This is a genomic window from Salinicola sp. CPA57 (assembly GCF_003206035.1).
In the GTDB taxonomy this organism is placed as follows: domain Bacteria; phylum Pseudomonadota; class Gammaproteobacteria; order Pseudomonadales; family Halomonadaceae; genus Salinicola; species Salinicola socius.
The window spans coordinates 224,582-246,151 of sequence record NZ_PZJR01000011.1 but is presented as its reverse complement, the minus strand read 5'-3'; the positions used below and the strand labels follow the sequence as shown (position 1 = coordinate 246,151).

Annotated in this window: 20 protein-coding genes; 6 read left to right on the top strand and 14 right to left on the bottom strand. The window is 54.3% G+C overall.

Annotated features, from left to right (window positions below):
* The first annotated feature begins 110 nt into the window (after positions 1–110).
* A complete protein-coding gene (locus tag DOM36_RS13340) occupies positions 111–1,043 on the top strand; it encodes a LysR family transcriptional regulator (RefSeq protein ID WP_110643367.1) in 933 nt (310 codons plus the stop codon).
* Positions 1,044–1,111: 68 nt separating this feature from the next.
* On the opposite strand, the gene lldD is transcribed toward DOM36_RS13340, so the two are convergent.
* The 3 genes from lldD to DOM36_RS13330 form a co-directional block, all read right to left on the bottom strand.
* Positions 1,112–2,308 carry an FMN-dependent L-lactate dehydrogenase LldD gene (gene lldD / locus DOM36_RS13335; protein ID WP_110643366.1) on the bottom strand — a complete coding sequence of 399 codons (1,197 nt, stop codon included), beginning with the start codon at positions 2,306–2,308 and terminating at the stop codon, positions 1,112–1,114.
* Positions 2,309–2,493: 185 nt separating this feature from the next.
* Positions 2,494–2,622, bottom strand: a complete 129-nt coding sequence (locus DOM36_RS20585) for a hypothetical protein (protein WP_280952803.1) — start codon at positions 2,620–2,622, stop codon at positions 2,494–2,496.
* A gap of 9 nt (positions 2,623–2,631) precedes the next feature.
* Positions 2,632–3,486: a LysR substrate-binding domain-containing protein gene (locus DOM36_RS13330; protein ID WP_110643543.1), complete on the bottom strand. Its 855-nt coding sequence runs from the start codon at positions 3,484–3,486 to the stop codon at positions 2,632–2,634.
* A gap of 107 nt (positions 3,487–3,593) precedes the next feature.
* Here DOM36_RS13330 and DOM36_RS13325 point away from each other — a divergent pair, with 107 nt between their 5' ends.
* From DOM36_RS13325 to DOM36_RS13310, 4 genes are all read left to right on the top strand, one after another.
* Complete coding sequence (locus DOM36_RS13325; protein WP_198651280.1) at positions 3,594–4,187, top strand: LysE family translocator; 594 nt, start codon at positions 3,594–3,596, stop codon at positions 4,185–4,187.
* A gap of 218 nt (positions 4,188–4,405) precedes the next feature.
* A complete protein-coding gene (locus DOM36_RS13320; protein WP_232823834.1) occupies positions 4,406–5,881 on the top strand; it encodes a DUF2252 family protein in 1,476 nt (491 codons plus the stop codon).
* A 289-nt stretch (positions 5,882–6,170) separates the two neighbouring features.
* Positions 6,171–7,013, top strand: a complete 843-nt coding sequence (locus DOM36_RS13315; protein WP_157958644.1) for a hypothetical protein — start codon at positions 6,171–6,173, stop codon at positions 7,011–7,013.
* A gap of 240 nt (positions 7,014–7,253) precedes the next feature.
* A complete protein-coding gene (locus DOM36_RS13310) occupies positions 7,254–7,985 on the top strand; it encodes a hypothetical protein (RefSeq protein WP_110643364.1) in 732 nt (243 codons plus the stop codon).
* Between the two features lie 126 nt (positions 7,986–8,111).
* On the opposite strand, the gene DOM36_RS13305 is transcribed toward DOM36_RS13310, so the two are convergent.
* From DOM36_RS13305 to DOM36_RS13290, 4 genes are all read right to left on the bottom strand, one after another.
* Positions 8,112–8,588, bottom strand: a complete 477-nt coding sequence (locus tag DOM36_RS13305) for an NYN domain-containing protein (RefSeq protein WP_075569529.1) — start codon at positions 8,586–8,588, stop codon at positions 8,112–8,114.
* A gap of 110 nt (positions 8,589–8,698) precedes the next feature.
* The gene (locus DOM36_RS13300; protein ID WP_110643363.1) at positions 8,699–9,730 is read right to left on the bottom strand and encodes a methionine synthase; all 1,032 of its coding nucleotides are present in this window, start codon (positions 9,728–9,730) and stop codon (positions 8,699–8,701) included.
* Between the two features lie 54 nt (positions 9,731–9,784).
* Complete coding sequence (locus tag DOM36_RS13295) at positions 9,785–10,768, bottom strand: DUF1852 domain-containing protein (RefSeq protein ID WP_110643362.1); 984 nt, start codon at positions 10,766–10,768, stop codon at positions 9,785–9,787.
* 228 nt (positions 10,769–10,996) lie between these two features.
* A complete protein-coding gene (locus tag DOM36_RS13290; RefSeq protein WP_110643361.1) occupies positions 10,997–11,887 on the bottom strand; it encodes a LysR family transcriptional regulator in 891 nt (296 codons plus the stop codon).
* A 172-nt stretch (positions 11,888–12,059) separates the two neighbouring features.
* On the opposite strand from DOM36_RS13290, the gene DOM36_RS13285 reads away from it, so the two are divergent.
* Positions 12,060–12,791 (top strand): SDR family oxidoreductase, encoded by a 732-nt coding sequence (locus DOM36_RS13285; RefSeq protein ID WP_198651279.1) that lies wholly within the window; start codon positions 12,060–12,062, stop codon positions 12,789–12,791.
* A gap of 123 nt (positions 12,792–12,914) precedes the next feature.
* Here DOM36_RS13285 and DOM36_RS13280 read toward each other — a convergent pair whose 3' ends face one another.
* The 7 genes from DOM36_RS13280 to guaA all read right to left on the bottom strand — a co-directional run bounded on the left by DOM36_RS13280 (position 12,915) and on the right by guaA (position 21,548).
* Positions 12,915–13,430, bottom strand: a complete 516-nt coding sequence (locus DOM36_RS13280) for a PEGA domain-containing protein (protein WP_198651278.1) — start codon at positions 13,428–13,430, stop codon at positions 12,915–12,917.
* Positions 13,431–13,663: 233 nt separating this feature from the next.
* Positions 13,664–14,266: a RhuM family protein gene (rhuM, locus tag DOM36_RS13275; protein WP_232823833.1), complete on the bottom strand. Its 603-nt coding sequence runs from the start codon at positions 14,264–14,266 to the stop codon at positions 13,664–13,666.
* A 65-nt stretch (positions 14,267–14,331) separates the two neighbouring features.
* Complete coding sequence (locus DOM36_RS20630; protein WP_348626404.1) at positions 14,332–14,436, bottom strand: hypothetical protein; 105 nt, start codon at positions 14,434–14,436, stop codon at positions 14,332–14,334.
* Between the two features lie 342 nt (positions 14,437–14,778).
* Positions 14,779–16,002 (bottom strand): response regulator, encoded by a 1,224-nt coding sequence (locus tag DOM36_RS13265; protein WP_110643360.1) that lies wholly within the window; start codon positions 16,000–16,002, stop codon positions 14,779–14,781.
* A complete protein-coding gene (locus DOM36_RS13260; protein ID WP_110643359.1) occupies positions 15,995–16,465 on the bottom strand; it encodes a response regulator in 471 nt (156 codons plus the stop codon). The genes DOM36_RS13265 and DOM36_RS13260 overlap by 8 nt, the downstream gene beginning before the upstream one ends.
* On the bottom strand, positions 16,462–19,902 hold the full coding sequence (locus DOM36_RS20120) for a hypothetical protein (protein ID WP_157958643.1): 3,441 nt from the start codon (positions 19,900–19,902) through the stop codon (positions 16,462–16,464). Before DOM36_RS20120 ends, DOM36_RS13260 begins: the two co-directional genes overlap by 4 nt.
* Positions 19,903–19,973: 71 nt before the next feature.
* Positions 19,974–21,548, bottom strand: a complete 1,575-nt coding sequence (guaA, locus tag DOM36_RS13250; protein ID WP_110643357.1) for a glutamine-hydrolyzing GMP synthase — start codon at positions 21,546–21,548, stop codon at positions 19,974–19,976.
* Between the last annotated feature and the right edge of the window lie 22 nt (positions 21,549–21,570).

Sequence of the window (21,570 nt, the reverse complement as noted above, 5' to 3'; positions counted from 1 at the left end):
ATCGAAGAAGCCACTGTAGATCCTTACGAGTCGCAGAAGAATCGGTCTATTCTGAAAGGCACCACTTTGAATTCTGAAACTATCATTGACCCCGAACTGAGCAAGACGTCATGGATCGCCTTCAGGCCCTGAAAGTTTTCGTCGCCGTCGCCGAAGCGGAAAGCTTCGCCAAGGGTGCCCGCGCCACCGGGCTCAGTGCGCCTTCCGCCACACGAGCCATCAACATGCTCGAGACCGCCCTCGGTGCCCGGCTTTTCACCCGCTCGACGCGGCGAGTCAGGCTGACCGAGGTCGGCCAGACGTATCTCGGGGAGGTGCGAGAGATCCTCGCTCATCTGCAAGCCGCCGACGACACGGCCTCGGGCGCAGCCAACACGCCCGTCGGGCAACTGCGAATCACCTGTCCGCAGGAGTTCGGGCGAATCTACGTCGCGCCGCTGCTCACCGAATTTCTCGATGACCATCCCCAGGTCCGCGCCGACGTGCTGATGGTGGACCGCATCGTCAACCTGGTCGAGGAAGGCTTCGACATCGCCGTACGCATCGGCCACCTGCCCGCATCCGAGCTAGCCGCCGTCCGCATCGGCCAGGTCCGCCGCGTCATCTGCGGGTCGCCCGACTATTTCGCCACGCGCGGCCGGCCCGAACACCCGAGCGAGCTCGTCTCTCATCGCGTCGTTTCGAGCGGATCCACCCCGCCGCTGAACGAGTGGCGCCTCGGGAGGGATGGGACGCATGTCGTCCGGGTCAATCCTCAGCTCACGGTCAGCAGCCTGGCTGCGGCCATCGATATCGCCAGACGAGGCTGGGGCCTGTGCCGTGTGCTGTCGTATCAGGTCGGGCCCGATCTCGGGTCGGGCCGTCTCCAGACCGTTCTGGAGAAGCACGAACCCGCCCCGCTACCGATTCATCTCGTCCATGTCGAAGGACGCCGAGCGGCGGCGAAGGTCCGAGCCTTCATCGACTTCGCCGCCTCGCGACTGCGCCAGATCGATGGTCTGCGCCAGATCGATGGTCTGCGCCAGATCGAGGGTCTGCGCTGAGGTTGCCTGCCGATCGACGGCATAGACGACGATCAATCATCGATCGAATCGTCAGTGACGATCACCGATCAGAACGCCGCTTTATCGGGCTCCGCGACCGCCGGACGCTGCTCGCCCTTCAGCTCCCTCGCGACGGAATCCAGATGATCGGCGCTGATATCGGCCGGCGAGTTGGCACCGATCAGCGTCATGGTCACGCGCATGTCGGCGGCGATCAGGTCGAGCAGATGCGAGACGCCACGCTCCCCTTCGGCCGCCAGTGCATAGGCGTAAGCGCGGCCGAGCAGGACACCCTTGGCACCCAGCGCCAACATTCTGATCACATCCATCCCGGAGCGAACGCCGGAATCCGCCAGCACCGTCAGTTCGTCCCCGACCGCCTCGACGATACGCGGCAGCGCCTGGGCGGTGGGAATCGCACCATCGAGCTGGCGCCCGCCGTGGTTGGAGACAATGATGCCATCGGCGCCCATTCTTACCGCATCTCGCGCATCTTGCTTGTCCAGCAGCCCTTTGATGATCAAATTGCCCTTCCAGCTGTCCCGAATCCACTCCAGTTCGCTCCAACTGATGGAAGGGTCGAAGTTCTTGGCCAGAAAGCCCATGTAGTCGTCCATGTTCATCTGGCGGCCGGTGTAGGCTTCGATATTGCCGAACGACAGCGGCTTGCCCTGGAGGGCGACATCGAACGCCCAGCGGGGATGTGTCAGCGCTTGAGCGTACTGGCGCAGCTTGGCGTGAGGGCCGGACATGCCAGAGTGGCGATCGCGGTAGCGCGACCCCGGTAGCGGCATGTCGACCGTGAACACCAGCGTTTTCATGCCAGCAGCCCAGGCTCGCTCCAGCGCGTTCCGCATGAAACCGCGATCCTTCAGCACGTAGAGCTGGGACCACAACTCCCCCGCCGCAGCCTTTGCCACCTCCTCGATCGAACAGACGGAAACCGTGGAGAGCGTGTAGGGAATGCCCGCCTTCTGCGCGGCTCGCGCCGCCTGCACTTCACCGCGACGGGCGTACATGCCGGTGGCCCCGATCGGTGCCAGCGCCACGGGCATCTGCCAACGGCTACCGAGCACGTCGGTTTCGAGCGTCGGCGTGCCGCCGCCCTGCAACACCCGCTGGCGCAACGGAATCGCCTGCAGCGCCTCGACGTTGCCGCGCATGGTGCTCTCGGTCACCGCACCGCCATCGAGGTAGTCGAACAGAAAACGAGGAATACGACGTTGGGCGGCGCGCCGGTAATCGGAAGGACCTGAAATGATCATGGATTCGCCTTAACGCTCGGTTCGGGAGCGATGGAAGTGACGCTCGGTACGAGAGCGATGAAAGAGACGCTCGGTTCGGGAGCGATGAAACGGGCGCTCGTCGTAGGCGGCGATGAAAGAGAGACGCCGTTTGACCGTAGCGTATCAATTCCCCCTCGAGAAAAGCGGATCGGGAGAGCGTGACTTTAGTCGGAGGCCGTATCGCCTGCCCACAGGCGTTCGAACGCATCCACGTCGCGCCGCTGTTGATGGAATTCCTCGATGGTCATCCCCGAGTGCGCGCAGACGCGCTGATGGTCGACTCTCAGCGCCATCGGTATCACCTAACGATTGCCAAAGCCCCAGCGAATCGCCTCCGACAGCTTGGTTACCGCGTCCGTGGCGATTCCCTTGTGTTGATAAAGGCTGATCGCGAATGGGGGCAATTCTGGCAGTGCCGCATCGGGCCCCAGAATGCTGAGATCGGCTGGGACAGTAGAAGCCAACCACGCGGTAACCGCCAGATCCGAGCGTACGGTCTCGGTCGTAGCGTCGATGCTGCCGCTTTCGAACAAGGTTCGCCACTGCCGGCGGTGGTCGTCCAGTGCCCCCAGCACGACCGGTCGAAAAGCACATGTTTCTGCCACCAGAGATAACGGGAGGGGCGTTCGCCAATGCGCCCCTCCGCCTTTCGCTCCGACCCACACTAGCCGATCAACGGCAAGACATTCACCCTCATGCATACCCGTGGGCTCTTCGACCAAGGCGATATCTATTTTTCCGTCAGCGACAGCTGAGCGTAGATCCGGCGACGAAGCACAGGAAAGCGAGAGCTCCACTGAAGGATGGCTTTGCGCATAAGCCTTTAAAATAGGCCCAAGCCATGGGCCTATCAGATCGTAAGGCGCCCCCAGCCGTACGCGGCCGGATATCGTCGACTCCTGGACATCGGACCATAGCTCATCATTCAGCAAGATCAGTCGCCGCGCTTTACCCAGCAACTGCTCACCCTTTGACGTCAGGCGCATGCCTCGCCTTTCACGTTTGAAAAGCGGCCCGCAGAGGTCTTCAAGGCGGGCGATCTGCTGGCTGACCGCGCTCTGGGTCAAATGCAGGGCCCGTCCTGCTGCCGTCATGCTGGCATGATCCGCGACTGCGACGAATGAACGAAGTAATGAGATTTCAAGATTGCGAGACATGTGCAGCATTATGAATGCTAATACCAACCATGCTCAATATGCGATTCTGTAATTCGACTTCACACGATAACCTGCTCCGATATTCCACTCTGACGACGAGGATATCAGTGACTGAAATCTTGCCGCTTTTACTGTTTGTCGTGACTTCGACGATGACACCCGGCGGCGCCACGACGCTCGCGACAGCCTCCGGCGCCCACTTCGGTTACCGTCGGTCCTTACCGCTGATGGGAGGCATCGCTGTCGGCCTGGGTTCCATGGGAGCATCTACCGCCGCGGGCCTAGGCGCCATTCTATTGGCGCTACCTTCGATTCAGGTCGCCATGAAGGCCTTGGGATCGCTCTATCTGCTGTGGCTAGCCTGGAAAATCGCTCAGAGCCCGCCACCACATGCACAGACAACGCTAGCCAAACCGACTCGTTTTCTCGGGGGGATCTGGCTACTTTGGCATAACCCCAAAGGCTGGGCGATGACGTTGAGTGCGGCAGCTTCGTTTGCCACTCTCGCGAGCGGCCCAATCCAGCTCGGAGCACTTCTGGGTCTATCCTTTGGCCTAGCAGCGTTTGGCTCTCTAACGCTATGGTGCGCCGTCGGCCTCTTACTGGCCCGTCTCATCAGAACTGACCAGCAATGGCGGTTGGTCAATATGACGCTGGGGGCACTCCTTGGCGCGTCCATCATCCCGATGTGGTTCGAGTAAGCTACCTTGGGAATATCCGATGGAGGCATGCGACGCCCACGCAAGTCGTGCATGCTGAAGACACCGACACCCATTCGGCTTGAGCTCGTTTGACTCACACCCAGACCAAGCGAGTACGGCCCATAAGAACCGGAGTGTTCATGTCCACGAATTCGGAAGCCACGCGCCAGGCGCTATACGAACGCGCTCAGTAGCGTGATGTCCCGGGACGCTCTTCCATGAGCAAGGAAGAACTGGCGGCGGCGCTGGAGCAGGAATCGCCCAAGGAACCGGCCCCCGAAGTCGCGACGCGTTTCGAGACGTTCAAACGTCTGGCAGAAGCGGTGGCCGACGGCGAATTCGTGCTGCGCCCGAGCGTACTGACCGGCTTCGAGCGTCGTCGGCACGTGCGCCAGACGCTGCGCGAGGATCACCAGACCCGCATCGCCAACGGCTCCGAAGAAGCCGGCGTCAAGTTCGCCAAGCTGTCGGATTCGCTGTTCTCGTTCTTTCGCGGCACGGCGCTGCTTTTCTATCGCGACATGGCCGGCGAAGATGCCTGGATGCCGACTGTGCTGGCGCTGGGTGACGTCCACCCCGGCAATTTCGGCGTCATGCCCAACGTGAACAACGTGCCGATCTTCTCGGTCAACGATTTCGACGAGGCCTATTACGCCCCGTTTACCTGGGATATCAAGCGTGGCGCGGTCGGTTTCATGATCGCCGCGGAGGCCGAGGGAGAGCTCAAGCGCAAGCATCAGATCAAGATCGTGCGCCATTTCGTGCGGGGCTATATCGAAGAAATGGAGCGATTGGCTCGCGAAGGCACCGAGCAGGATGAAGAGATGCGCTACGACAACGCGCCCAAGCTCATTCGCAAGTTGTTCAAGGACGCCGACGAGGACCGCGCGGGGTGGCTGATCGACGACTATCTCGACGAGAGCCGCTGCGGCTTTCGCCCCACCCAGAAACTGGTGCCGATCTCGTCCCGTCGCGACGAATTCCAGACGATCACCGACCGGCTGATCGAGGAGAACGAGATCGAGGTCCCGGAACGCGCCAGGCGCATGGATAAGGAAGGGCTTGACGAGAAAGGGTTGAACGAGGAAGGGCTGAACGAGAAAGCCATGCGCGTGAAGGATGTCGCGATACGTCGCGGCCAGGGCACTGCCTCGCTGGGTCTCAACCGCTACTACGTGCTGATCGAAGGCCCCGAGCGCGACGGTACGGACGATCTGATCATCGAGTTCAAGCAGGCCCGGCGCTCTGCCCTATCCGGTCTGGTGCCGCCTTCGGCCTACGAGCTCGACACCCTCGCCGAGCGCGTCAGCCACGCCCAGGCCGTGCATCTGGTACGCGGCGACGTATTCTACGGCCACGTCGAGTTCGACGGTCTGAGCTATCTATCGCGCGAGCGCGCCCCGTTTCGCGACGATATCGACCTGGACGATCTCTCCAAAAGCGAGTGGAAGGAGTACGCCCGCATCTGCGGCGGCGTACTGGCCACCGTGCACGCCCGCTCCGACGAATCCGGCAGGGTCGACTACGACATCGAACCGGCGATCGTGAAAGCCATCGGCCCGCCGGCGCTGTTTACCGAAGACATGGTCGAGTTCGCTGTTGAGGCCGCCGACCGCGTGCGCCGCGACCACGAAATGTTCCGTGAGGATCACGCCCGGGGGGCGTTCGAGCATCTTGATTGCGTGCATCGGTGAGACCTGTTTACGGCAAGGCACTCGGTAACGCCGCAACCTGGAGGTTATCGGTGGTAATGTAAGTACGGTGTCGCTGAGGTATTCCAACAAGGCCTGCGCGCCCTATTCAGTTGCGACCCACAAAGCAATTCGCGGCGTGGTATAGAAAACACATCTCGCGCCCTCGGGGTCGGTTCGGTGGGCGCAAGCTGCTACCCTCGTTACGCCACGACTCACCATGCACTGCGCAAGCACGCAAAAGCACCTGCAGAGACTCGAGAGAAAGCGATAAACGCAAAAAGAGAGCCCTTTGAGTAACGACACCCGCCCATTATCGTCCATGGAAAAGAGCCACGTCCGCACTTTCTACCTACGCTTGATCGTACTCAAATGGATCGTGCTACTGTTTGGTGGAGCCTTATTGTTGACGGGCCTGACGCTACCCACGGCGCTGTTTTTCGATAGGCAGGGGGTACCGGAGCTGCTGGGTCTGTTCATGATAGTGCTGGGTATCCTGTTCTTGGGGGTGGGCGTGCTTTGCATTGCGCTGGGTCTTCGCTTGGCGTTCATGCCCATGAGCAAGACTGCCCAGTTACGCGGCCACCTGATCGAAAGGCGCGTTTACTATAAAGGCTCTGTCTACCGACGTTATTTCATCGAGGACACCCAGATCTATTGGCCACCAGGTTCCAGCGACATCCTTCGTCCGATGATCGGCCGCTACATATCGCTGACGGTCGCCATGATTGCGCTCAAACCTCACGCAAGGCTGCAAGAGCTGCTGGCAAGATTTGCCTCGGCGACGCTTAAAAAGCAGCCCTCCGCCTATGCGGTGGTACTTCGCTATCAGCCCGCGATCAATATTCACCAGTCACTGAAAAAATATGGGCGTTACTATCTCGTGATCTATCAGATGACGTATATCATCGGCGCCGTATGCTGGGCAGCGCTAACGCTCTACATTGCCATGCAACCTTTTACATTAGCACTGGTTTCTCAGGGAAACGTACTCATTTTCCTACTGGCCATGATCGGCTACTTTATCGCCAGTGGTCTAGCGTTGTATGGCCTGCTAAAAATCTACATACTGCTACGAAAGTGGCTGAACCCCCATTATGACGATACACCACTTGAGCAAAAATTGCGGGGGTAGTCTTTTCGCCACCAGATCACGGGTTACCAAAAGCCCCCAAACCTCACCATATTATTGATGAGAATCAAACACTGAATCACCGGTGTATCACTGACCACAACAGGTGTCCGCTTGAACCATTCACATCGACCACTGACGGACTTGGAAAGATTTCACGCCTATTCAGTCTATCTACGGATCACTTTTTTTAAATATCTAATCGTACTACTAGGGTTCCTATTCGTCCTCTCGAGCTTAGCCTTGGCGGTCGCCTTCGTATACGACAATATCCGTGAGCCTATACTGCTCGTCGGTGTCATGATCCTGGTGGATTTGGCCGTCATGGCGATAGGAATACTGTTTATCGCCCATGGATTAGGCCGAGCAGCAACCCTCGAGCCAATTACCACCCAGCTGCACGGCCGGCTGATCGAGAAAAAAGTAACGGGGAGTACAGGGAACGGCGGGCGTTTTACCACCTACACTTACTTCATCAATGATATTCAGCTCTATTGGCCGCCCGGTGCCGAAATTATCTATGCGCCTCTGGTGGACAACACCATCACGCTTACCGTTGCCATGATTAACGTTCGAAGCCGGCCTGCGTTACAAGCACTGTTGAATTTCAGCCGCCTCAAGACGCTTAAAGAAAAACCGTCAGGCATGGGAGTGGTTCTCGAATATCATAATGCCATCAACATCCATGGTGTACTTGAGAAATACGGCAGCTTTTACCTTCTACGCTACCGACTCAAAGTTGCGACAGCTTTCTGCTCTTTTGCATTGCTCGCCGCTTTTCTTTTGACGCGGACATCCATCGGTGATTGGCTAATTCAGAAGAGCCTTCCTGTGCAGGTAACGCTTGGGTTTGGCTACGTCGTGGCGAGTATACTAGCGACCGCTCTGACCATGAATCGGTATCGGGCTTTTCGAAAATGGCTAGATTTTGACTACGACGATACGTCGCATGAAGAGCGATTGAAGGGAAATTGAGCCAGCCCAAGATGAGAGAGGATTGATAATCCTTCACCACCAGAAAATTTCCCTCTGGATGTCAACGTATCGATCGTTGAAGGCGTCGTCTAACGGACTGTTGGCCTAAGAGACATCGCTGGCACTTCACCCCAGCAGCAGGTCGCCTTCGATGGGTATGAACTGGCTCGCCGCGTTGATGAGCGAGTGCGCGGTGAGCCGGGGCACGCCGTAGACCTCGACGCGCTTGCCGTGCACCTCGCGAATCTTCCTCGCCAGCAGGTCGAAGTCGCCGTCGCCGGAGACAAGCACGATCACATCCGCCTGGACCGCGTAATCGATGGCATCGAGCGTGATGCCCACGTCCCAGTCGCCCTTGGCGGAGCCATCCGCACGCTGGATGAATGGCTTCAGCTTCACTTCGAAACCGATCGTTCGCAGCGTGTTCTGAAAGCCGCGCTGTTTGGCGTCGCCCTTGTCGGTGGCATAACAGCGCGCGGTCAGCACCTCGCGGTTCGCGGTCACCTTCGCCCAGAACCGGCGATAGTCGAACTGTTTGGCGTAAACATCGCGCACGGTGTAGTAGACGTTCTGGGTGTCGACGAAGATGGCAACGGTGGTCATGGTAAAAGGGATTCCCGGAAACGCTTGAAGGCCGGTGCCGGCAACGTGTTGCCAACCACCGGCCAGAGTCTTGATGACCACCGCCGCGTCTTTCGCCGTTTGGAACCCTGCTATCGAGCCGCGAGCTCCTTCCGAACGATCTCCGCGCCAGCACTCAGAGCGCTGAGCTTGCCTTGGGCCACCCGGCGAGACAAGGGCGTCATGCCGCAGTTGGTGCAGGGGTAGAGCTTGTCGGCATCGACGAACTTGAGCGCCTTGCGCAGGGTCTCGGCGACCTCTTCCGGGGTTTCGATGGTGTTGGTGGCCACGTCGATCGCCCCGACCATCACTTTCTTGCCTCGAATGAGTTCGATCAGCTCCATCGGCACGTAGGAGTTCTGGCACTCCAGCGAGACGATATCGATGTTCGACGCCTGCAGCTTGGGGAAGATCTCTTCGTACTGGCGCCACTCCGAGCCCAGAGTCTTCTTCCAGTCGGTATTGGCCTTGATGCCGTAGCCATAGCAGATATGCACGGCGGTCTCGCACTCGACGCCTTCGATGGCTTTTTCCAGCGCGGCGATGCCCCAGTCGTTCACCTCGTCGAAGAAGACGTTGAAGGCGGGCTCATCGAACTGAATGATGTCCACGCCGGCGGCGGCGAGATCGCGGGCTTCCTGGTTGAGAATCCTGGCGAACTCCCAGGCCAGTTTTTCGCGGCTTTTATAGTGACCATCATAGAGCGTATCTACCATGGTCATCGGGCCCGGCAGCGCCCACTTGATCGGTTGGTCGGTCTGCTGGCGCAGGAATTTGGCATCTTCGACAAAAACCGGCTTGACGCGAGAGACCGCACCGACGACTGACGGCACACTCGCATCGTAGCGATCACGGATCTTGACGGTTTCACGTTTTTCGAAATCGACGCCGCTCAAGTGCTCGATGAAGGTGGTGACAAAGTGCTGACGGGTCTGTTCGCCGTCACTGACGATATCGATACCGGCCCGCTGCTGGTCGTGCAGGGAGACCCGCAGCGCATCCTGCTTGCCCTCGGCCAGCTCCTCGTCCTGCAGTTTCCACGGCGACCAGAGCGTCTCGGGCTGGGCCAGCCAGGCGGGCTTGGGCAGGCTACCGGCCGTCGACGTGGGCAACAAAGTCTTCATGCAAAAATGACCTTAATAACGGGTTGATCAAAGGATGTCGTTGGAACGGGTTAATCAAAGGGAATAATCGGCCGACCACTGCTCGAGCACATGGCGGTAGGGCTTGATGAGGTGCCGCTCGGTGAACTTGCCCTGCTCGACGGCGAGCTGGCTGCGCTCTTCGCGATCGTAGACGATGCGCGTCAGCGAGTAGTCCTGATGCTCGAGGCTCGGCTGGTAGATCTTGCCGGCCACCGAATTGGCGTTGTAGATCTCGGGACGATAGATCTTCTGGAACGTCTCCATGGTGCTGATGGCGCTGATCAGTTCGAGATCGCTGTAATCGGCCAGCAGATCGCCGGAGAAGTAGAACGCCAGCGGCGCGACGGCATGCGGCGGCATGAAGTAGCGCACCTGCAGGCCCATCTTGCCGAAGTAGAAGTCCGTCAGCGAGGACTCGTCGTTTTCGTACTCCACGCCCAGCACCGGGTGGCGATTGTCGGTCTGGCGATAGACCTTGCTGCTGGAGACGCTGAGACAGATGACCGGCGCCTTGCTGAAGGAAGCCCGGTACGCATCGGAGTCGACGAAGCGCTTGAACAGCTTGCCGTGCAGGTCGCCGAACCCTTCGGGGATACCGAATTCGGAACGATCCCGGTTGTGCTCCGACAGCCAGACGCTGAAGTCGTAGTCGCGCACGTAGGAGGAGAAGTTGTTCCCTACCATGCCCGGAATACGCTTGCGGGTCTGCTTGTCGATGATCGTCGTTTTCAGCATCTCGATCGCCGGGAAAGTGTCGTCCTCATCCTCGGCCCCCACGCTCAGCTCGCCGGTGATGATGTCGAGCTCGACGGCGTAGCGATCCGCCTTGGAGTTGTCCCAATGCGCCAGCGCGTTGAAACGGTTGTCGATCATGGTCAGGGTATTGCGCAGATTCTCCTCTCGACGCTCCCCTCTTGCCAGGTTGGCGAAGTTGGTGGTCGTGCGCGTGTTCTCGGCCGGACGGTAATGCTCGTCGAACCGGATGCTCTTGATGTCGAAACTGAACTGGCTGTTCATCGCTAACCTGTACCCTGGTCAAGCAGACAATCGATTCATTTACCGGCATTCACGTAAGCGCGAGTTCGCGCGATTCCTACGTGCCCAGGGATAAACGTCATCGTGTCTGAGTATCGAAAAATGATGGGTACTTTATGCCAGAGTGAGAAGATGAGGAAAAGTGATTTAGCCTCACCAGAACATGAGGCAGACTCATGATGTGATTGGAAGCCAGGGTCGTCGTGCCGTCTATCGATACTCGCGAACGTGATCGATCAGGGCGCGAAGCCTAGACGTGACGGTGCGGCGGCTCGGATAGTAGAGATAGAAGCCGGCGAAAGGCGGCAGCCACTCATCCAGGATCGTGATCAGTTCGCCGCGCTCGATATAGGGTCGAAACGTCTCTTCCATCCCGAATGTGATGCCGCCGCCAGCAAGCGATGTCCGGATCATCAACAGCATGTCGTTGGTGGTCACCTGCGGCTCGACCGCCACGTCGAACGCCCTGCCGTCGCCTTCGAACTCCCATCGATACGGCGCCGTTTCGGGTAGCGGACGCCAACCGATGCAGCGGTGATAGGCCAACTCCTGCGGGTACATCGGCCGACCGTGGCGGGCCAGATAGTTCGGCGAAGCGACGGCGACCTGACGCTGCTCCCCGGTCAGCGGGACGGCAACCATATCCTGCTCGATCACCTCCCCGAGTCTGATTGCCGCGTCGAACCCGCCCGCGACGATATCGAACTCCTCGTCGGTCACCGTCACATCCAGCGTGACGCGGGGATACTTCTCGACAAAATCAGCGATCAGCGGCCCTGACAGAAACCGCTCCGCAATCGACGTCGCCGTGACCTTCAGCATGCCATGGGGCGATTCGGGCGAATCCAGCGTGGCCTCCAGCACGGCCGTGATTTCCGCCAGCGGAGTGGAAACCGCCTGCAGTAACCGCTCACCCTCTTGCGTCAGCCGAACACTACGCGTGGTCCGGTTGAAGAGCGGCCTTTCCAACGCGCTTTCGAGGCGCCGGACACCCTGGCTCACGGCGGAGCGTGTCACACCCAGCCGGTCGGCGGCAGCGCGGAAGTTTCCCGCTTCTGCCACAGCGATGAACATCGTCAGGAGATTGAGATCATTGTTCATTGGTAAACCTAGCTAACCGATGTGTCCAGCGTTCAGCATATTCTGTTCAACAGTCTCGCGCCCTATCTTGTTGCTCGCCGGAGCCGAACGAGAGTTCGCTCCAGAGTTCGGTTCAAAGCTCATTCCAGAGCTCATTACAGAACGCATTCCAGAGACAACAGGAGAGAAGACCATGAGCATGAAAGGCAAAATCGTCTTGATCACGGGTGCCAGCAGCGGCATCGGTGAGGGCATCGCCCGCGAACTGGCCGCCGCCGGGGCCAACGTTCTACTGGGTGCGCGCCGTATCGACAAACTCGAGCAGATCGCGGCGGACATTCGCGAAAACGGCGGTACCGTGGAAGTGCGCGCACTGGACGTCACGGATCGACACGCCATGGCCGCGTTCGCCCAAACTGCGCTGGATCATTGGGGGCGTATCGACGTGCTGGTGAACAACGCCGGCATCATGCCGCTCTCGCCGCTTTCCGCTGGCAAGTTCGACGAATGGGAGCGCATGGTCGACGTCAACATCAAGGGCGTGCTGTGGGGAATCGGCGCCGTGCTGCCGGTAATGGAGCGTCAGGCCGAGGGCCAGATCATCAACATCGGCTCCATCGGCGCCCTACAGGCCGTACCCACCGGCGCGGTCTACTGCGGCACCAAGTTCGCGGTCCGTGCGATCTCCGATGGATTGCGCCAGGAGAGTTCGAATATTCGCGTGACCTGCGTCAACCCCGGCGTCGTCGCCAGCGACCTGGCCGCGACCATCACCCACGACGAAACCGCCGCGTTCATGGACGACTATCGTGCCATCGCCCTGCAACCGGTCGACATCGCCCGCGCCGTCCGACAGCTCATCGAAGCGCCGGCCAGCGTCGATACTACCGAGATCACCATTCGCCCGACGGCATCGGCGAATTGAGTCGACGCACGATAAGCATAGAGAGGCATTCGGCTTTCTTGGGAATGGATGGGCTGATGGGAGTGGAGAGGCTGATGGGAGTGGAGAGAGGATCAGGCCGGGCAAGCGCCCGGCCTGTGGAGGTCAGATCTGTCCGATCTTGACCAGCTTGTCTTTCATGTCGGCGCTCACGTCTTCCATCATGACCAGATTGAGTGACTGACTCTCACCCTCGATCGATACTGCATCACCGAGGTCAGCGTTGATCTCATCCGGGGATAACGTGTACATGCCGCCGTTGAACGGGTCGACGACCAACCAGCCGATAAAGCCACCGAACAGGATGTTACCGCCGATGTACCAGCCGTTTGCCGACGCGGTCAGCTCCATCTCGCGCGTCTGGTATCCCGGCTTGTCGATCTCGACGTGATAGGTCTTCCCGCCGAAGTAACTGCCATCGGACTTCTTCAGCGTCACGGTGGTGGGCGTCGTGCCAACGAATATCTGTTTGGCCGTCTCGTCGGTGATGACGACCGCCGCGTCGGAGGGCGAGCTACTGATCGTCAGGCTCTGATCGCTGTCGCCAACAATGGAAGCACAACCGGTCAGGCTGAGCGCAGCGCAGGTGCCCATGAGGGCGGCAAGGGTCTTGAAGCTCATTAATCTACGTTCTCTTGAAGTACAGGTAGGCTCTTGAAGGCCTTCGGAAACACACCGCACGTTCTTTCACGATGCAAGTGTCTGTCTAATAACGACATTCCGCCGCACTTCTTTAATTATCCAAAGAAAACCATGGTTCTTAGCGTCTAAAAAACTCCCGTTGCGATGCAGGAAATCGACGAACAGAAAGGCCGCACTGCGTTTGTTGCCGTCGGCGAACGGGTGATTCTTGATCACGAAATAGAGCAGATGCGTCGCTTTCGACTCGATACTCGGACAGGCCGGCTCGCCGAAGACGAATTGATCGAGAACGTCTGCGAATAACGCGCCTCGATATCCACCAGCCCTCGGCCGACCGGCGGATCCAACGCCGAGCTGTGCGCCGCCTTGCGCACCAGCGCCATCGCCGCCTCCAGCTCCCGCGCGTTGGCCTCGAAGCGCTGTTGGTGCAGCGTCCAGCCTTGGGTTAGATGTTCTCGGAGGACGCGAGTTGCCCATTGGCGAAACCGAGTTCCCGCCTGTGATTTGACGCGATAGCCAACCGAAATAATCACATCCAGGTTGTAGTGTTCGATGTCGCGTGAAACCTGACGCGAGCCCTCCTGGCGAACTATCCGGAATTTCCGGATAGTTGGCTCTCTCAAAAGCTCATCCTCGTCGTAAACGTTCAGCACATGCTCATTGACCGTGCGAACATCTTTATTAAACAGTTCGGACATCTGCCGCTGCGTCAACCAGACGGTCTCGCGCCCTTCATCCAGACGGACGTCAACCGCCTTCTCGGCATCTTCGTAGATCAGAATTTGTGGCTGTTCGCCCATATTGATTTGACCCAAGTGCGTTTGGCATCAATGGACAATATCACGCACTCTCCGACGGCGCGCCGCATCGATGCCTCAACTCAGCAGCAGTCGCCCTCGATCGTTATGAACTGGCTAGCGGCATTGATGAGGGAATGGACGGTGAGCTTGGGCAAGCCGTAGACCTCGACGCGTTTGCCATACACCTTACGAATCTTCAGCGCTAGCAGGGTAAAGTTTTCCCTAGCGGAACCGTCCGCGCGATGGATGAACGGATTTAGCTTCCCCTTAAAGCCGATCGTTCACAGTGTGTTCTGAAAACCGCGCTGCTTTGCGTCGCCCTCGTAAATGGCATAGCAGCGGGCATTCAGCACCTCCCAATTCGCCATCAACCTCGCCTAGAACCGACGGTTTGCCGTAGACTTCACGCACGGCGTAGTAGACGTCCTGTGTACCCAAGAAGATGGCGGCGCGAGTTATGATAAGAAGATCCAAGACAAGTATTAAAGCGCCTGCGATGGAAGCAACTGGCAGCATCAAAATACTTACTAACTAAACAAATACCTTTCTACAAGCATTTTTACTGCCGAAGCGCTAGTGTAAGCCGCATATTCTTGGTAAGTGTCATTTTTATCAGAATCCGCAAAATCACATATAGATTTTAGAGATATAGCTTTAGGCTGCGGTAGAGGAGAGTCTTGACACGCGGCATAAACTCCATAGGTCTCCATTTCGATACCCATCAATTTTCGATGCTGGCTTTGAATATGCTTAGCCAGCGCTGTATCCTCTAATACAGCTGCACCGGAAGCGACCGGGCCAATGTGAACTTTGACAACATTGGGTAGATCCGTTGGCCAATATTTCGCCAACTCAGACAAAAACTCTTTATCCGAGCTTAACTTAGAAGCCCTTGACTTGATAAATGGATCCAAAGATATTTGATTAGGGGCTGCGTGAAAGTGTGACCCTTCGTCACTTAACGTTTGCTTACCACTACCGTAATCCCAGCTTGGGTCAGCAATTACAACATCACCCAAATTGACCTTATCTCTAACCCCTGCAGTTATACCAGCCATAACCACGTATCTTGGCTTGAATTTTAATATCATTTTAGTGGCCAAAATGGAAGATGCAGTCATTCCCATTCTAGGAGCACAAGCCGCCACAACCGAATATGAACTAGATCCATCATATGAAAACACATTACCTTTGTAATAGTCCGCTGGATCACTATCATCACTTATTAACTGCCAGTTCCACTGCAAGTTAAGCACAGCTTTAAGCTCTGGCTCTTTCAACGCAGTTATTATACAAACGTCATATTCATATTCTTTCAAAGCTTCAGCAGCACCTTTCGTTTCCAATATATGGTATACTTTCCTTTTAATTCGCTCGAGCCATTCATTGGAAGCTACGTCATACTGTAGCACTTGCCAAAGATGATTACTTAGCTTTTCGTTTGATCTTATTCTGATATCATTAAACGCCGTCAGTCCAATCACTTCTCGCGGTTTGTTAAAAACATCCCTTTCAGCTAATTCTTCAAGCAACTTCACGCCACCCATTGGATCGGGGTCTTGATCGGATGATAGGGGCAAGGCGATATCAAGAACCATTAAATCATAAAACTTACCTTTTAGTTTTTCTTTTGCTTCAATGCCGTCTCGAGCAACGTCAATATTATTCGTACATTCCGGAATCTCCTTTAATCCGTTAAGTATACGCTTAAGTTTTTCTTGTCCATCTTCAACCACTAGCAAATTAATCATTGTTAGCTCTTAGGCAGTTCGTACCTACCAGCGCCGCTTTCAAACTAGTCTTCCAGCTGTCAATAGAAGCGTGATAGTAAACCACTGAATGATAGATTTCGGGAAACCCTTTCTTTAACTCTTGATCCAAATCCTTCAGATCAACTTCATTCAATCCGCGTCCAAAAACCTCAAATTGAGTAAAAACTATAACCGGTGTAGTGATATCAAACCTGTCCATTTGACTCAAAAAATCTTTGCCTCCGAAAATCACAGTATCGTCACCTGGTTCATCTGAACTCGGATCAAAAGTTGGCAAAGTCATATCTAATATCACTAAATCAAACTGCTCCCTCCTTATTCTCCTTACTCCGCTTTGCAAAGAGCGTTCAATAAGCAAGAATGCATCAGGAACAACTTCATCCAGATAATTAGAAAGCTGAATTCTCTTGTTTTCATCATCTTCAACTATTAAAATTTTCATGCGCTAAACTCATGCATCGACAATGAAAACTCCACCTTGAATGAATTGCACCCTACATAACCAAAATCAAGACTGTTATTAGACCCTATTATTTTTTTCAATTTGATCAATCCAGTTCCACCTTCCGACTTGACTGAATCATAGATCTTATCGCTATCTATAAGACGCCTTATTTTTTCTACTTTAGCTATTGAATCAGCACTGCGCATTATTTCACTCGCTTCGCTAACCACACTTATCTGAAGTTTATTTCCGGTCACCCTCTCAGCCACCACATCCACCTGCACTTTACCGCCGTTGTTTGAATATTTTTTTATATTATCAAAAATAATGTAAAAAATATCGGAAAAGATATTCAACGCACCAACAAAAACAGGTAAATCAGGCAACCGCTTCCGTACTTCTGGATAAAAGTCTTTATGAGGTCTTTGTACGCACTGCAGTCCAACATCAATCAAATCTTCGAGAGAAAAATTAGGTTCACTTTTGGGTGCAGGAAGTTTAAACCATTCTACAATTTGAGTTAGCGCTTGCAGAGAGTTTGTTTGAGCTGTTCTCAGGGCACGATTAAATTCCGCAGCACTACCGCCATCCACAACACTATCGACACTGTCTTGCAATTCGTAGAATATTTTATTTAACTTGGATTTTAGTTCAACTTCAATCACTCTTCTAACTTCTGACAAGCAAAAATCCACGCACTGCCAGAACAAGTCTATACATCGGTCAACAAAGTCGCTAAATGACGATTTATCGTTAACTGTTGATGCAATGAACATCAAATCACGGCGTGTGATTTTTATTTCGAACAAACCCTCCGGTTTTACAAACGACTTGATTTGGACTAACTGATTCGCAGTAAAATCTATAAGTTCATCGTACTCATAACTGAACCTGACTAAACAATCATCGAGATGCTTAATCAACTGCTCACCAAGATCTTCATATTTATTCGACCAGTATTCGTTAGATGCATATCTACCCTCTTCATCCAACTTCTGAGTAATTATTTTTTCCAGCTCCACGGGGCCTCGAAGCTGGCCGGATAGAGCACCATGACGAACCCTCATGCTTAAGTAGCAGTCTAAACCATGAACAGGGCTAACCGTACATTCTGTTAGAAGATCGTGTACTAACCCTTTTAGTAAAGTTCCGGCTTCATCTTGGGGCACGTCAAAAATGTCACCCGATAAAGGTTTACCCGAAGCTATTGATTCATAGAGTGCCTCTTCGAATCCCGCTGCTGGATTAAATCCTGAACTTACTAAAGCTTGATAACGATAGAAATTTTCTTGTAGATTTTTATCGGCCCACTTTCTTATGGATGGAACATCAATAGATATTTTGCTTTGCTCGACATGTCTAACCCCTTTACGGATCACCTGCGTTTTGGTTATTTCTTTAATTTCTGACTCATATATTTCTGCGTCACCAGGGTCCAATTGCAGTAATATTGAGCAAACCGCCATCCTTTCATTTTCGAGTTCTGACGTACCATTAAACTCAGTCGAGACTTTCATTATCTGAGGAACGCAAATATATTTCAGATAATAAATCACAAGAGCTGAATCGTATCCATCTGCAATTTTTAGCATTTCGGATGGCTTTGTAATATTATTAACGGTAAGAAAATCTTCGTAGGCGTAAGAAAGTACTTTATCGTATTCATCATCGTATGCCACCGAGTACAAATGCAATGCAATAGGTGTGGAAATATCGGCTGCTAATTCTTTTCGGGTATTCTTATCCAATTGTTTAGCGCATTTTACGAGAGGAAGCATATTAATTACAGAAGGATAAGCCACGGCTTTATTAGCGATAAAATAATTTAAATCCGAAATATCTCCAGCCTGATCTATCGCATTGGCTATAAGTCTTATAAATACTCTTTTCAATCTAGGAGAACTTATCTTCAACTCTTCTTTTGAAAATTCTAAAACTTTTGAAAACTCTTTCCTTGAATATGCTTTTTCTGCATCCAACCAAATACGGAATTCCTCATCCACTCCCTCAACCACGTCTCCCAAATTATTGTAAAATCCAATCATATATTCAGCCATTTTAACAACATACGATTGTCCATAAAGGCTCTTCGAGTGTTCGAGAAGTTTGTCTTTCTGGCTCTCTGGCAAATAAGCTACATATAATGGATCAAGTAATGGAGACGCAATAAACCTACTATTGAAACGAATTTCGCTCAAAACGGGGCTTGAAGATATTTCTGCCAAAAAATCTACAGCTAACACTTGCGCAAAATTAAAAGCGCTAAAGTTCAAGCATAACTTCATGCCCTTACTTAAGACATGATTAGAGAAACTGCCGTCGTAATAAATATCTAGCAAGCAGTGGAACAATTCATCCACCACCCCTTCTTTTTTTAATGGAAGAAAGTTATTTCGAATACAAGACTCTGCAACTGTCGATAAGAACTGAGGTGCGAGGGTATCTAAGCAACTTTCATCAATAAAAACATTTGGGTAAGACTTGCCGTCTTCAACGCTTTCCCACACTTCATTTGAGTTAACGTCACCACCATTTAAGAATACAATCCTGTTAATGCTTCTATCATTAATTTCTGACCCTAGTCTTGAAAGACACTTATTGATGAGCTTTTCATTCCCGGCGCTTGAAACTAGTATTGATAGAACACTTAACAAGACTGTATATTGATCTATAAAGGACGATGCCGATTCGTAACGGAGTATCTCAGATAAATCTTCAATATTATCAGGAAAAACTCCAGTAGTTTTATAGATAAGAGATTTTTTCAGCCCGGCAGGCAAGTCACTATCCGTAAGCACCTCAATAGTTTTTGTCATGTACCTGTAAAATGTGCTAGCATCTTCGTTTCTTCTACTTAAACTAGATGACAGCCATTTAATTACAGGACTTGCCTCGTTCTTAATTCTTTCAAGGTATTCTTTTTGCTTCTCCAACCCGTAAAAGTATTGGTATATGGCAAGCCTTACCTCCATTACCCAGAGAGAAAAACCAAACTCTTTCTCTATCTCATCCAATAAATCGCAAGCTGTTATGGGGTCGTTATCTTTAATTCTATCTTCAACCTGGTCCTTAATGGCGACAAACTTATTCAAATCTTTAGAGTGCTTTAACAATACCTCACAACACCATCGAAACTCTCCTTCTGGAGTTATCTTGTCTAACTCCGGAAGTTTCTTAAGATAGGAAAGTTTCATTGGGCGCTGAGCAACAATCCAATGTTTAAAGACAAGTTCACCCTTTTTTTTAGCAGAAAAAATCCAAGCTATGGCAGACGCATAATCTTCATACCTTAGATCTCTCCTAGATTTACTTAAACTAAAAAACGGCTGAAATCTTGAGTTAACGGTATTATTTTTAAATTTTAACAATGATGATTTTGGCACTGTCACAACCTGTATAATTGAAACGCATAAATTTTTCTTCTGTTCTATCATTGTAGATCGTGATATTCAACAAAAAGCCCGCCAATTGGCGGGCTTTTTCATTCAGTCGATCGGCAACCAACTCACTCCCACTCAATCGTCGCGGGCGGCTTACTACTAACGTCATACGTCACCCGCGATACGCCACTGATCTCGTTAATGATGCGGTTGGAGACTGTCTCCAGCAGCTCATACGGCAGATGCGCCCAGCGGGCGGTCATGAAGTCGATGGTTTCGACGGCGCGGATGGCGATGACCCACTCGTAGCGGCGGCCGTCGCCGACGACACCGACTGACTTCACCGGCAGGAACACGGCAAACGCCTGGCTGGTCTTGTGGTACCAGTCGAAGTTGTGCAGCTCTTCGATGAAGATGGCGTCGGCTTCCCGTAGGATATCGGCGTATTCTTTCTTCACCTCACCCAGAATGCGCACGCCGAGGCCCGGCCCCGGGAACGGGTGACGGTAGACCATGTCGTAGGGCAGGCCGAGTTCGAGGCCGAGCTTGCGCACTTCGTCCTTGAACAGTTCCCGCAGCGGTTCGACCAGCTTGAGCTTCATGGTCTCCGGCAGGCCACCGACGTTGTGGTGCGACTTGATCACGTGGGCCTTGCCGGTCTTGCTGGCGGCGGATTCGATCACGTCCGGGTAGATGGTGCCCTGGGCGAGAAATTCGACGCCGTCGATCTTGGCGGCTTCACGGTCGAACACATCGATGAAGGTGTTGCCGATGATCTTGCGCTTGGCTTCGGGGTCGTTCTCCCCTTTCAGCTTGCCCAGGAACTCGTCTTCCGCATCGACGCGAATCACTTTGACGCCCATGTGCTGGCCGAAGGTTTCCATCACCTGGTCGCCTTCCTGCTTGCGCAGCAGGCCGTTGTCGACGAACACGCAGGTCAGCTGGTCACCAATCGCCTTGTGCAGCAGCGCCGCGACCACGGAGGAATCCACGCCGCCAGAAAGGCCGAGGAGTACGTGGCGGTCACCGACCTGCTCGCGGACGCGCTCGGTGAGGTCTTCGATGATCTGAGCCGGGGTCCAAAGCTTTTCCGCCTTGCAGATATCCAGCACGAAGCGCTCGAGGATGCGCTGGCCCTGCAGGGTGTGGGTCACTTCCGGGTGGAACTGCACACCGTAGAAGCGCTTTTCCGGCCAGGTCATGGCAGCGATCGGGCAGCTCGGCGTGGAGGCGGTGATGGTAAATTCCGCCGGGGCGCGGGCGACCTTGTCGCCGTGGCTCATCCACACGTCGAGCAATGCATCGCCACGCTCGCCAACATGATCCTTGATGCCGCCGAGCAGGTCGTCTTCCGAGGCGACGCTGATCTGGGCGTAACCGAACTCGCGCTTGTTGGAGCCTTCGGTGGCGCCGCCGAGCTGTTCGGCCATGGTCTGCATGCCGTAGCAGATACCGAAGACCGGCAGGCCCATCTCGAACACGCACTCCGGTGCCCGCGGCGAGCCCAGCTCGGAGACCGATTCCGGCCCACCGGAAAGGATGATGCCGTTGGGATTGTATTCGCGGATCTCTTCTTCGGTGATATCGAAGGCGCGGATCTCGGAGAACACGCCGATCTCGCGCACACGGCGCGCGATCAACTGCGTGTACTGGGAGCCGAAGTCGAGGATCAGGATCTTGTGCGAATGGATATCGGTCATCGGATGAGCCCTGGAAATAGTG

What these genes read in the sequence shown, in the direction of transcription:
- DOM36_RS13340 (WP_110643367.1), top strand. Translation starts at nt 111, where the DNA reads ATGGATCGCCTTCAGGCCCTGAAAGTTTTCGTCGCCGTCGCCGAAGCG.
- lldD (WP_110643366.1), bottom strand. Translation starts at nt 2,308, where the DNA reads ATGATCATTTCAGGTCCTTCCGATTACCGGCGCGCCGCCCAACGTCGT.
- DOM36_RS20585 (WP_280952803.1), bottom strand. Translation starts at nt 2,622, where the DNA reads ATGGCGCTGAGAGTCGACCATCAGCGCGTCTGCGCGCACTCGGGGATG.
- DOM36_RS13330 (WP_110643543.1), bottom strand. Translation starts at nt 3,486, where the DNA reads ATGTCTCGCAATCTTGAAATCTCATTACTTCGTTCATTCGTCGCAGTC.
- DOM36_RS13320 (WP_232823834.1), top strand. Translation starts at nt 4,406, where the DNA reads ATGAGCAAGGAAGAACTGGCGGCGGCGCTGGAGCAGGAATCGCCCAAG.
- DOM36_RS13305 (WP_075569529.1), bottom strand. Translation starts at nt 8,588, where the DNA reads ATGACCACCGTTGCCATCTTCGTCGACACCCAGAACGTCTACTACACC.
- DOM36_RS13300 (WP_110643363.1), bottom strand. Translation starts at nt 9,730, where the DNA reads ATGAAGACTTTGTTGCCCACGTCGACGGCCGGTAGCCTGCCCAAGCCC.
- DOM36_RS13295 (WP_110643362.1), bottom strand. Translation starts at nt 10,768, where the DNA reads ATGAACAGCCAGTTCAGTTTCGACATCAAGAGCATCCGGTTCGACGAG.
- DOM36_RS13290 (WP_110643361.1), bottom strand. Translation starts at nt 11,887, where the DNA reads ATGAACAATGATCTCAATCTCCTGACGATGTTCATCGCTGTGGCAGAA.
- DOM36_RS13285 (WP_198651279.1), top strand. Translation starts at nt 12,060, where the DNA reads ATGAGCATGAAAGGCAAAATCGTCTTGATCACGGGTGCCAGCAGCGGC.
- DOM36_RS13280 (WP_198651278.1), bottom strand. Translation starts at nt 13,430, where the DNA reads ATGAGCTTCAAGACCCTTGCCGCCCTCATGGGCACCTGCGCTGCGCTC.
- DOM36_RS13265 (WP_110643360.1), bottom strand. Translation starts at nt 16,002, where the DNA reads ATGATTAATTTGCTAGTGGTTGAAGATGGACAAGAAAAACTTAAGCGT.
- DOM36_RS13260 (WP_110643359.1), bottom strand. Translation starts at nt 16,465, where the DNA reads ATGAAAATTTTAATAGTTGAAGATGATGAAAACAAGAGAATTCAGCTT.
- DOM36_RS20120 (WP_157958643.1), bottom strand. Translation starts at nt 19,902, where the DNA reads ATGATAGAACAGAAGAAAAATTTATGCGTTTCAATTATACAGGTTGTG.
- guaA (WP_110643357.1), bottom strand. Translation starts at nt 21,548, where the DNA reads ATGACCGATATCCATTCGCACAAGATCCTGATCCTCGACTTCGGCTCC.